Genomic DNA, 11,112 nt, shown 5'->3' on the forward strand with positions numbered 1-11,112 from the left:
CGATACGGTTTCAGTTCTTTGCAGGTCACCCATTTGGGCGTCATGGACATGGCGTTCTATGCCAAGCTGATTGAGTTCAAAGTCTTGTGGGGATGCTTGGGACCAAAGCCACAACACGGCGTCGGTTTGTTCCGGTTGCCGTCCACCACCCAAGATTAGCGAGTAGCCTCACTCATGTTTGCCAAGAATCCCGCACCAGCACGACGCCTCGGCGCCTCTGTTGATGCGTTGTCGCGGCAAGATCGTGTGCTCTCTCGGATGCGTCTGGTGGATAAATTTGCGATTCTCGGATTGTCGGCCTCCCTGGCTCTCATTGGCTGCACCTCACAGGGGCTGAATCAACAGAGCACATCGATGCCCACGAGTAATTCTTCGATGGCCCAGGGCATGGTGACCAACGCCCCTTTGGAAACTGCCACCGCGTCACAGACTGTTCCGGTCTATTGGTTGGGGTCCAGCAATGATGACGTTTTTCTTTACCGGGAATTTTTTCCTGCCCAAACCTCCGATGACCCCATCGTGGCTGCACTTCGCGTCATGATGGGAGGCGATTCGCTCGATCCGGATTACTTTTCCATCTGGAACAATCCCACGAGGCTCGGCGCTTCCATCTCAGCCAAAAACGTGATCACTGTCGACATCTCCGCCGACGCCTTTGGCGGAAAGGTGGATCAAGGGATCGCCGAACGGTCCATCTCCCAGTTGGTTTATACGGCTACGGCCGCGGCTGCCATGGCGGGGCTCGTGGACACCACGTCCTCGATCCAGGTCTCGGTGCTGGTGGACGGGCACACAGGCTACAACGCCTTCAGCCATGTAGTTCTTGACAAGCCCCTAACCCGTGACGCGGATTTTATTGCTCCCGTGTGGATTATTGACCCCGCCAACGGCAGCCGCTTCAATAGTCTTCCGCTCAAGGTGGCCGGCCAGGCAATTTCACCCACCGGGAATCTAGCCTGGTCTCTGGCCCATGTTGTTGGCGACACGGTGGGCGAGCAGTATCTCAGCGGTACTGTGACCATCCCGCAAGGTCCCCGGGAATTGGGCGAATTTAGTTTCAATCTGGTCCCGCCGCCGGGCGAGTATCAACTCTCTGTCTACATTCAGGACACGGGGGCCCCGGGCGGCAAGATTGGACTCGACACAAAGCTCGTGACGATCGCCGAGCCCAGCGCCAAGTAAGTCCTTAAAATAGCTAGCCCGCAGTGATCGATCACTGCGGGCTGGCTATTTAAATCTTATGACCAGCGGCCAAGTTCTTGGCTCAGAAGCACCACGGCTGCCGGCCCTGCCGTTGAGGAGCGGAGTACATGATGACCCAAAAGGGCCGTGCGCGCACCTGCGGCCACGAAGGCCTCAACTTCGGCGGAACTCATGCCACCCTCGGGGCCAACGATCATCAGGACACCCTGCTGCTGTGCCGGCTCCCCTGCCGTGCTGGCCAACCATTGCCGAGCAACCGTGGCCACCGAATCCACAGCATCCTCATGCAGGATCAAAGCCAACCCTGCCTCCTTGATCAGTTCGCAGACAGCCGAAGTTCCCGCCAACGATCCAACCACAGGCACTGCCGACCGTCTGGCTTGCTTAGCAGCCGCGGCCACCACCTGCCGCCACTTTTCCGAACCTTTGAGCGCCTTGTCCATCTTCCATCGAACAATGGAGCGCTCCGCCTGCCACGGCACAACAGTGTCAATGCCGAGTTCGGTGGCCATCTCAATGGCCAACTCGTCGCGGTCCCCCTTCGCCAGTGCCTGAACCAGGGTGAAGCCCAGGGCCGGCCTGCCTTCGGCGACCACGTTTTCCACCAGAACAGTCAGTGTGCTTTTGTCTGCGTTGGTGACTGTGCAAACCAGACGCAACCCGGCGCCGTCGCACACATCAACGGGTTCCCCCGTGCTCAGGCGTTTGACGGTCGCGGCATGGCGCCCCTCGGCGCCGTCCAAGACGAAATGTGCGCCGGGAAGCAAACCAGCCAATTGTTCAGGGGTGGCGTAAAAGACAGGGTTGCTCATGGTCGTTAGAAGTTGCCGAGCTTGTCGCGCAGCTTGGCAAACATGCCGCCGCTGGTGACGAGCTTGCCTTCTGTGTAGCTTTCACCGCGCAGGGCGGCTAGTTGCTTGAGGAGTTCTTCCTGCGCCGCGTCCGGCTTGGTGGGCGTTTCAACGTGGATGTGCACCTTCAAATCGCCACGGCCGAATCCGCGCAGATGCGTCACACCGAGGTTCCGCAAGTTAAGGGTTTCCCCGGCCTGAGTTCCTGGCTTGATGCTGATGGGCTGCTCGCCGTCGAAGGTTTCAAAGGTGAGCTCCGTGCCCAGGGCCGCGGCCGTCATGGGAACGCTGAGCGTGGCGTGCAGGTCATCACCCTCGCGCAGGAAGGCAGGATCGTTGTTGACCTTCATCTCCACGTACAGATCTCCTGCAGGGCCACCGGCGGGGCCAACCTCGCCCTGGCCGCCGAGCTGGATGCGGGTGCCGGTGCTGACGCCGGCGGGAACCTTGATGGTGAAGCTGCGGCGGTTGCGTACACGACCGTCCCCCATGCATTCGTTGCAGGGGTCAATGATCATGGTGCCAAAGCCCTGGCAGGAATTGCAGGTAGCAACAGTCATGACGTTGCCCAAGATGGAGCGCATGGGACGCTGAATCTGGCCACTGCCGTGGCAGATGTCGCAGGTGGTGGGTGAGGTTCCCGGGCGGCAGCAGCTGCCATCACAGGTGGGGCAAATAACCGCTGTATCGATTTCAAGCTTTTTGTTGACACCGAAGACAGCCTCACGCAGTTCTACACGAACCGTGATGAGCGCGTCCTGGCCGCGACGGGTGCGCGATGCCGGACCACGTCCACCACCGCCACCGCCGCCACCAAAGAAGGTCTCGAAGATGTCCTGGAAAGCGAAACCGTCGCCTCCCCCGTAGTTGCTACCACCGTTGTCGTTGCCGTTTTCGTTTCCCGTGGTGTCATAGACGCGACGCTTTTGGGGATCCGAGAGAACTTCGTACGCGTGCGTGACAGTCTTGAAGCGGTCCTGCGCATCCGGGGCGTCGTTGACGTCCGGGTGCAGCTTACGTGCCAGCTTGCGGTAAGCCTTCTTGATTTCCTCGGCAGTTGCGTCGCGGGTGACGCCCAATGCGTCGTAGTGATTGCTCAAAATATTGCTCTCTTTACGTGGAAACGGTGGCCGTCTAGCCGGCCAAAATTCTAGAAAGGTACTGCGCTACCGCGCGGACACTGGACATGGTGTTGGGGTAATCCATCCGGGTTGGCCCCACGACGCCCAGTTTGGCGATTTCCCCTGGCCCATAGCCGGCCGCCACAACCGATGCCTCGGCCAGTGAAACGTGGGGGTTTTCCCGGCCAATCACCACAGCCATTCCCAAGGAGTCCTGAGCCATCGCTTCAAGGAGGCGCAGGAGCACAACCTGTTCCTCCAGGGCATCCAGGACGGGTCCAATGCTCAGAGGGAAATCACTGTTGGATCGGGCCAGATTGGCCGTCCCCGCCATGACGATCCGGTCTTCGCGGGCGTTGCGGGCCAACAAAGCCAATCCCTGGGCCAACCGGGCGGCTGGGCCCTGTTCAGACGGTGGCACCGTCAGGGGGATGCTCGCAACAGCATCGGGGAGCATGGCAACGGCCAACCCGCTCAAATTCGAGAGGAACAGCTGACGGAGACCGGCCAGGGCCACGTCATCAAGCGCCGTACCAACGTCAATGACGTTCTGCTCAACTTTGCCCGACGCCAGGATCAAAACAATCAAGACCTGACGGGCCGACAAGGACACAAATTCAATATGCCGCACGGTGGCTGCGGCAGAGCGCGGATATTGCACCACGGCCACCTGATTGGTCAGGTGGGCCAAGGCCCGCACTGTCCGTTCGAGGACGTCATCGAGGTCGGTGGATCCCTCCAGCAACGTCGAAATAGCTCGGCGCTCGGCGGCCGATAATGGCTTGACGGAGGAAATCTGATCGACAAAAATTCGGTAACCCTTGTCGGTGGGGATGCGTCCGGAGCTGGTATGCGGGGCGGTGATCAACCCCTCTTCTTCCAAGGCGGCCATGTCGTTGCGAATGGTGGCGCTTGAAACACCTAAGTGGTGCCGTTCAACCAAGGCCTTGGAGCCGACGGGCTCACGTGTGTGTACATAGTCTTCAACGATGGCCCGAAGGACTTCTAACTTCCGCGGTTCACTCATGCCCGTCACCTCCTGTCAATGGCCTCTAGCACTCTACCCAATCAAGTGCTAAGTCTAATACTTTTTCCAGCACCCTTCCGTGGGTGCGAGCCGCGCCAATGCACCGGACTTGGCCCTTTGACCAGTTAGCATGGGTTTTCACCCGGCAGTGTTCGCCATGAGCGTTGCCACGAATGACGATAGCTAAGGTTTTTTCGTGCACTACGAACAATGGGGACCCCAAGATCTCACTGCCCCGGCACAGCGCGCCCTGCGTAAAGTTGAGGCCCGCGGCGGGCTGGTTCTTGAAGACGTCCAGACCGGCTGGGTGGGTGCCGTGGTGCGCCTGGAGAAGTCCGGCGGCATGCATATTGTGGAGTTGGCGGATCGCAGAAACAAGGTCCGAGCGTTTCCGCTTGGCTTTGGTTTCCTGCTTGAAGGCGAGCCGGTTGAACTCATCGCCCCCGTCAAGACGGCGCCCAAGCAGACGGTCCGCACTGCGTCCGGCTCGGTCAAAGTTGCCGATACCCGTGCCAAGGTGGCCAAGGCCAGCCGGATCTGGGTTGAGGGCAAGCACGACGCCGAGCTCGTCGAGAAGGTTTGGGGAGACGACCTCCGGGTGGAGGGCATCGTGGTGGAGCCGCTGCGAGGGATTGATGACCTAGCTTCCGCGGTGGCTGATTTCTCTCCCGGCCCCACCCGCAGGCTGGGAATTTTGGTGGACCATTTGGTGCCTGGATCCAAGGAAACACGCATTGTGGCCAATCTCATGAACACGCCCGGGCTGCGAAAAAATGTCCTGGTGGTTGGGCACCCCTATGTTGATGTTTGGCAGGCCATCAAACCCACTTCCTTGGGCATCCCGGCATGGCCGGTTGTGCCCAGATCCATGGAGTGGAAGCTAGGAATCCTGAAGGCTTTCGGATGGCCGCACACCACGGCGGAGGACATTGGAATCGGCTGGCAACGGCTGCTTTCAAGGGTCAGTTCGTACTCCGATCTGGAGCCTTCGCTGCTGGGCCGGGTTGAAGAGGTCATAGACTTCCTCACCGCACCCGTATCCTAGAGAGAGGGGCCGGTTATGTTCCCGCCCGCAGTTTTCGCTTGTTGAAAGGCCAGTCATTGTGAGTCATCCGGTTAACCGAATCAGTGGTGCACCCCAACAGCCCCTCACACCCTCAGAGGATCGGCAGTGGGCATTTATTGCCCATTGCGGCGGAATCCTTGGCTGCGTTCCGTCCCTTTTGATCTACAAGCTGATTGGCCCCAGGGGCCGATTCACAGCCCAGGAATCCCTGGAAGCTCTCAATTTCACATTGCCGCCCACGATTCTTGCCATCTTCCTTAACGTGCTGGCCCTCATCTTCTCATTCTTCATCCCGGCCGTTGGCTCCATGTTCGCCATGGTTGCACTGTTCGTCTGGATTCTCCTGACGGTGTTCTCAGTCATCGCAGCCATTCGCGTCAACCGCGGCCAGCCGTACCGTTACGCCTGGAACCTGCGCTACTTCAAGTAACACCCAAGCCGACGGCGGCCCACCCACGGATGGCGGGCCGCCGTGGGCCAATGTTTTTTCTTCTAGTCCAGCAGTGCCCTGGTTACGGCGTCGCCCAGCAGCCGGCCCTTGAGGGTCAGGACCAGGGTTCCGGCGAATGCTTTGAGCGGGTCCACGAGTTCTTGTGCAATAAGTCCGGCCACGGCCTTGCGGGCCGTGGGACTGAGCGTAGCAATGGCCAGTCCTTCGGCGAGGCGTGAGAGAAGCATGATGCGTTCCATCTCCCGCGTCTGCCCGTCGAGGGTTTCACGTCCGGCGGCCGGCGATTCACCCTTCTCAAGACGGTTTGCGTACGCGGTGGGGTGTTTGACGTTCCACCAGCGCACGCCGCCAATGTGGGAGTGAGAGCCTGGGCCAATCCCCCACCAGTCGTCCCCACGCCAGTAAGCCAGGTTGTGCTGGCAGGCATCCTCGGGTGTGCGCGACCAGTTGCTGACCTCGTACCAGGACAGCCCAGCCTCTTGGAAGAGTGCGTCGGCAAGCTCGTACTTGACGGCGTGATCGTCGTCGTCGATGTTGGGCACCTGTCCGCGGCGGATTTGAGCCGCCAGCTTGGTGCCGTCTTCGACAATGAGCGAGTACGCCGAAATGTGGTCCGGCTCGTAGCTCAAGGCTGTCCGCACGGAGGTTTCCCAATCCGCGAGGGACTCCCCGGGCGTGCCATAGATGAGGTCGACGCTCACATTGAGCCCAACTTCACGGGCCCAGGCCACAGCCTGTGGCACCCTTTCCGGCCGGTGCGTGCGGTCCAAAACCTTCAGGACGTGAGGCACAGCCGACTGCATCCCGAACGACACCCGGGTGAATCCGCCGTCGAACAATTCCTGCAGCGATTCTTTCGTGACCGAGTCGGGATTGGCTTCCGTGGTGACCTCGGCACCATCCTCCAGGCCCCAGTTTCGCACGGCGGAGCCGAGAATGCTGGTGAGATCGCTGGCCGGCAGAAGTGTTGGCGTTCCGCCGCCGAAGAACACGGTGCTCAGCTTTCGCTGCGGCAGGCCTGAATCAATCATGGCCCGGGCAGCAAAGTCCACCTCGCGCACTGCGGTGGCCGCATAGGCGTCTTGGGACGCGCCGCCACCCAGCTCGGTGGCAGTGTAGGTGTTGAAATCGCAGTAGCCGCAGCGAACAGCACAGAAGGGTATGTGCGCGTACAGGCTGAACTTGCGGGCGTCCGCACCGACGGCAGCCTGCGCGGGCAGGATGCCGTCGGCCGGGGCCGGGTCGCCGAGGGGCAAAACGCTCGGTGTCACTTCTTTGACTTGTCCTTGGGCGCTTCGGCAGTTGTCAGCGCGGCGATAAAGGCTTCCTGAGGGACCTCGACTCGGCCCACCATCTTCATGCGCTTCTTGCCTTCCTTCTGCTTCTCCAACAACTTGCGCTTACGGGAGATATCGCCACCGTAGCACTTGGCCAAAACGTCCTTGCGGATGGCGCGAATGCTTTCACGGGCGATGATGCGGGCACCGATGGCGGCCTGGATGGGCACCTCGAACTGCTGACGCGGGATGAGTTCGCGCAGCTTGCCGGTCATCATGACACCGTAGGCGTAAGCCTTGTCACGGTGGGTGATGGCAGAGAAAGCGTCAACCTGCTCGCCCTGGAGCAGGATGTCGACCTTGACCAGGTCGGCGACCTGGTCGCCGTCGGCCTTCCAGTCCAGGGAACCGTAGCCACGGGTCTTGGACTTCAAGATGTCAAAGAAGTCAAAGACAATCTCGGCCAGGGGCAGACGGTAGCGGATTTCCACCCGGTCCTCGGAGAGGTAGTCCATGCCGCCAAGGATGCCTCGGCGGGTCTGGCACAGTTCCATGATGGCGCCAACGAATTCCGTCGGTGCCAGGATGGTGGCGGCGACCATGGGCTCGCGAACTTCGGCGATCTTGCCCGAGGGGTACTCGCTGGGGTTCGTTACGTGGACAACCTTCTTGTCCTCGAGGGTGACCTCGTATTCCACGTTGGGTGCTGTGGAGATCAGGTCCAGGTTGTGCTCGCGTTCGAGGCGTTCCCGGGTGATTTCAAGGTGCAGCAGGCCAAGGAAGCCTACGCGGAAGCCGAAGCCGAGGGCGGCGGAAGTTTCCGGCTCGTAGACCAGGGCGGCGTCGTTGAGCATGAGCTTCTCGAGTGCATCACGCAGCACCGGATAGTCGGTGCCGTCCATGGGGTACAGACCCGAGAAAACCATGGGCTTGGCATCGTGGTAGCCGGCAAGCGCCTCGGTGGCGGGCTTGTTGAAGGTGGTGACGGTATCGCCAACCTTTGAAAGGCGCACATCCTTCACGCCCGTGATCAAGTAACCAACCTCGCCGACGCCCAGACCCTTGGAAGGCTTGGGCTCCGGGGAGCTGACACCGATTTCCAAGAGTTCGTGCGTGGCGCGCGTGGACATCATCTGAATCTTCTCGCGCGGGCTCAGGCTGCCGTCGATGACACGGACGTAGGTGACCACGCCGCGGTAGGTGTCGTAGACGGAGTCGAAGATCATGGCGCGGGCAGGGGCGTTGGGGTCTCCAACGGGTGCCGGCAGATCGCGCACGATCTGGTCCAGGAGTTCCTCGACGCCGGCGCCGGTCTTGCCCGAAACCATGAGGACGTCTTCGGGCTTGCCACCGATGAGGTTGGCAAGTTCCGCGGCGTACTTTTCAGGCTGCGCTGCGGGCAAGTCGATCTTGTTCAACACCGGAATGATGGTGAGGTTGTTTTCCATGGCCAGGTAGAGGTTGGCCAGGGTCTGGGCCTCGATACCCTGCGCTGCGTCGACGAGGAGAATGGCACCTTCGCAGGCGGCGAGGGAACGGGAGACTTCGTAGGTAAAGTCAACGTGGCCCGGGGTGTCGATCATGTTCAGGCAGTACGAGGTGCCGTCAAGTTCCCACGGAATACGCACGGCCTGGGACTTGATGGTGATGCCGCGTTCGCGCTCAATGTCCATGCGGTCAAGGTATTGCGCCTTCATATCACGCTGCTGAACCACTCCGGTAAGTTGGAGCATCCGATCGGCCAGGGTTGATTTACCGTGGTCAATGTGCGCGATGATGCAGAAGTTCCTGATGATCGCCGGATCAGTCGCGGCGGGCACCGGGGCAGTGCGGGCCATGGGTGACACTAGGGTTCCTTACTGTTGCATGGACGCAGGGATAGCGGTTGATTCACCGAACCGTGCAGGGGTTGTGTATGTACGCTGCGCGCACCGACACCAATTGCCTTCAAGTCTCCCATGAATAGGGGCCCGGCACAGAACCGGCAGACCCGATTCACGGCACTCTTCGCTAGTCTGGGAAGCATGTCTTCCACTTCCGACCGCATATTCAAGCTTCTTCGCTCCCTGGTCGGGGCACTGCTGGCCCCGGGCAAGACCACTGAACCCAAGGGAAGCCCACCAAAAACGAGGCCGTCCGGTTCGCGCCCGGGACCTGTTTCCACAGGCCTCAGCACCCCCTACCCGGGCGATTTTTCCGGCACCTCAACGGTTGTCTATTCACCCAAGCCCGACGGTGCAGCCGACCCAGGTGAAATCGTCTGGACCTGGGTGCCGTACGAAGAAGACCACAGCCAAGGCAAGGACCGGCCGGTGCTGATCGTGGGCCGTTCGGGGAAGCGACTGCTTGCCCTCATGCTCACGAGCAAGGACCACAGCACCGATCACCGTGGCGACAACGATTACGTCGACATCGGCACGGGCCCCTGGGACCGGCAGGGGCGACCCAGTGAGGTCAAACTCGACAGGATCCTGCAGGTCTCCCCCGCTGATATGCGCCGCGAAGGCGCAATACTGGATGCCAAGCGGTTCGGGTTCGTTGCCAAAGGGTTGCGGAGCCGGCACGGCTGGAAATAGGCAGGCTCGTCGAAGATTCGTTTCTGATAGACTCGTGAATAGTGTGTATCCGTGCAGGTCGGCGGATGCAGCAGCTTGACCTGACGTTCACCATAATTCGAGCATCCCCACGCCGCTGTCAACGGTCAAGCTACGCCCTCTACGACCGAATTTACGTATCAAAAGAGAGTTATACATCGTGGCTAATATCAAGTCTCAGAAGAAGCGCATCCTCACCAACGAGAAGTCGCGTCAGCGCAACCTCGCCGTTCGTTCAGGCGTCAAGACTGCTGTCCGTGCAGTAAACGTGGCAGTAGTTGCAGGCGACAAGGATGCAGCAGCAGCCGCATTGGTGAATGCCGGCCGCAAGCTGGACAAGGCTGTCAGCAAGGGCGTCTTGCACGCCAACAACGCTGCCAACCGCAAGTCAGGTCTCGCCGCGAAGGTTAACGCCCTCTAGGAGAAGCCGACCCGCTTCGCAACTCAACGTTGGGCCCCCACTTCTTAGTGGGGGCCCAACGTCTTTAAGAAGCTAGCGCCGGGCCGCGGTGGCTATGACAGTGACGGCGTGTTCCACCGCATAGACGGGGTCCTTCGCCTCGCCCTTCACCTGGGCATCTGTTTCGGCCAACACTTTGATGGCGGTTACCAATGCGGGGCCGCTCCAGTGACCGGCGTCGCGCCGGGCCGCGTCCACCTGCCAGGGCGACATGCCCAGATCCCTGGCCAATTGGGCCGAGCTTCCTCGCGCCGAGAACACTTTCGCTACCTGGCGCACTTTCATGGCGAGGGCCGCCACGAGGGGAACGGGATCAACCCCGGTGGCGAGTGCGTGCCTGAGCGTGGACAAAGCCACGGGCGCATTCCCCGCCAAGGCCGCATCGGCCACACGGAACGCGGTCGCTTCAACGCGGCCGCCGTAGTACTTATCGACGTTATCGGAGCTGACCATGCCAGTGGTGTCAGCGATGAGCTGCGAACAAGCGGCAGCAAGCTCGGAGAGACTGGCTCCCACGGCCGCAACGAGTGCACGAACAGCTTGAGCGTCGATCCTGCGTTTGGCAATGGAAAACTCCGCGCTGACGAACTGGGACTTTTCCGCGTCCTTTTTCAGTGGTTGGCACTCGACCCGCGGGACTCCAAGAGCCTTCAACGCATCAAGAAGCTTCTTCCCACGCACCCCTCCCCCGTGAACCAGCAGCAGCGTTACATCTGGCGCGGGATCCTTGATGTAAGCCAAGGCATCCTGCAGGAAATCGTCGCTCATGGTGGCCAAGGCCGACGCTTCAATAAGTTTTGGTTCGCTAAAGAGCGAGGGGCTGGTCACCATGCCGAGCTGGCCGGCTGTGTAGTGGGCAGCATCGAGAGAGGTCAGTTCCAGCTCCGGATTCTGTGCCCTGAGTTTCTTCCGCACATCATCGACGGCTCGGCTGGCAATAAAATCTTCGGGGCCGAACACCAAGATCACGGGTGCGAGTGGAACATCACGCCAGTCGATAGAGCCGGGTGCCCGCTGGGAAGTTCTCGCTGCGCTCACTGATGCGTTCCTGTCTTTGTGCTC

Annotated in this window: 11 protein-coding genes; 5 read left to right on the forward strand and 6 right to left on the reverse strand. The window is 60.6% G+C overall.

Going from position 1 to position 11,112, the window contains the following annotated elements; genetic code table 11:
- Positions 1–174: 174 nt before the first annotated feature.
- The gene (locus BLV41_RS07875; RefSeq protein ID WP_083360658.1) at positions 175–1,182 is read left to right on the forward strand and encodes a GerMN domain-containing protein; all 1,008 of its coding nucleotides are present in this window, start codon (positions 175–177) and stop codon (positions 1,180–1,182) included.
- A gap of 56 nt (positions 1,183–1,238) precedes the next feature.
- Here the strand turns inward: BLV41_RS07875 and BLV41_RS07880 are convergent, their stop codons facing one another.
- Genes BLV41_RS07880 through hrcA form a run of 3 tightly spaced genes read right to left on the reverse strand, consistent with a single transcriptional unit; the run spans position 1,239 to position 4,202 of the window.
- On the reverse strand, positions 1,239–2,015 hold the full coding sequence (locus tag BLV41_RS07880) for a 16S rRNA (uracil(1498)-N(3))-methyltransferase (RefSeq protein ID WP_074711258.1): 777 nt from the start codon (positions 2,013–2,015) through the stop codon (positions 1,239–1,241).
- Between the two features lie 5 nt (positions 2,016–2,020).
- Positions 2,021–3,154 (reverse strand): molecular chaperone DnaJ, encoded by a 1,134-nt coding sequence (dnaJ, locus tag BLV41_RS07885; RefSeq protein WP_044571983.1) that lies wholly within the window; start codon positions 3,152–3,154, stop codon positions 2,021–2,023.
- Positions 3,155–3,188: 34 nt separating this feature from the next.
- Positions 3,189–4,202 (reverse strand): heat-inducible transcriptional repressor HrcA, encoded by a 1,014-nt coding sequence (gene hrcA, locus BLV41_RS07890; RefSeq protein ID WP_074711259.1) that lies wholly within the window; start codon positions 4,200–4,202, stop codon positions 3,189–3,191.
- A gap of 196 nt (positions 4,203–4,398) precedes the next feature.
- On the opposite strand from hrcA, the gene BLV41_RS07895 reads away from it, so the two are divergent.
- Complete coding sequence (locus BLV41_RS07895) at positions 4,399–5,247, forward strand: DUF3097 domain-containing protein (protein WP_074711260.1); 849 nt, start codon at positions 4,399–4,401, stop codon at positions 5,245–5,247.
- A gap of 58 nt (positions 5,248–5,305) precedes the next feature.
- The gene (locus tag BLV41_RS07900; RefSeq protein WP_244516794.1) at positions 5,306–5,698 is read left to right on the forward strand and encodes a DUF4870 domain-containing protein; all 393 of its coding nucleotides are present in this window, start codon (positions 5,306–5,308) and stop codon (positions 5,696–5,698) included.
- A 62-nt stretch (positions 5,699–5,760) separates the two neighbouring features.
- Here the strand turns inward: BLV41_RS07900 and hemW are convergent, their stop codons facing one another.
- Positions 5,761–6,990, reverse strand: a complete 1,230-nt coding sequence (gene hemW, locus BLV41_RS07905) for a radical SAM family heme chaperone HemW (RefSeq protein WP_074711262.1) — start codon at positions 6,988–6,990, stop codon at positions 5,761–5,763.
- Positions 6,987–8,843, reverse strand: coding sequence for a translation elongation factor 4 (gene lepA, locus BLV41_RS07910; RefSeq protein WP_170835439.1), 1,857 nt, complete (start codon positions 8,841–8,843; stop codon positions 6,987–6,989). Before lepA ends, hemW begins: the two co-directional genes overlap by 4 nt.
- Positions 8,844–9,020: 177 nt before the next feature.
- On the opposite strand from lepA, the gene BLV41_RS07915 reads away from it, so the two are divergent.
- Positions 9,021–9,572 (forward strand): type II toxin-antitoxin system PemK/MazF family toxin, encoded by a 552-nt coding sequence (locus BLV41_RS07915; RefSeq protein WP_074711263.1) that lies wholly within the window; start codon positions 9,021–9,023, stop codon positions 9,570–9,572.
- A 178-nt stretch (positions 9,573–9,750) separates the two neighbouring features.
- On the forward strand, positions 9,751–10,011 hold the full coding sequence (rpsT, locus tag BLV41_RS07920) for a 30S ribosomal protein S20 (RefSeq protein ID WP_044571975.1): 261 nt from the start codon (positions 9,751–9,753) through the stop codon (positions 10,009–10,011).
- A gap of 72 nt (positions 10,012–10,083) precedes the next feature.
- Here the strand turns inward: rpsT and holA are convergent, their stop codons facing one another.
- Positions 10,084–11,088 (reverse strand): DNA polymerase III subunit delta, encoded by a 1,005-nt coding sequence (gene holA, locus BLV41_RS07925; protein WP_083360659.1) that lies wholly within the window; start codon positions 11,086–11,088, stop codon positions 10,084–10,086.
- Between the last annotated feature and the right edge of the window lie 24 nt (positions 11,089–11,112).

The organism is Arthrobacter alpinus, from assembly GCF_900105965.1.
Classification (GTDB): Bacteria; Actinomycetota; Actinomycetes; order Actinomycetales; family Micrococcaceae; genus Specibacter; species Specibacter alpinus.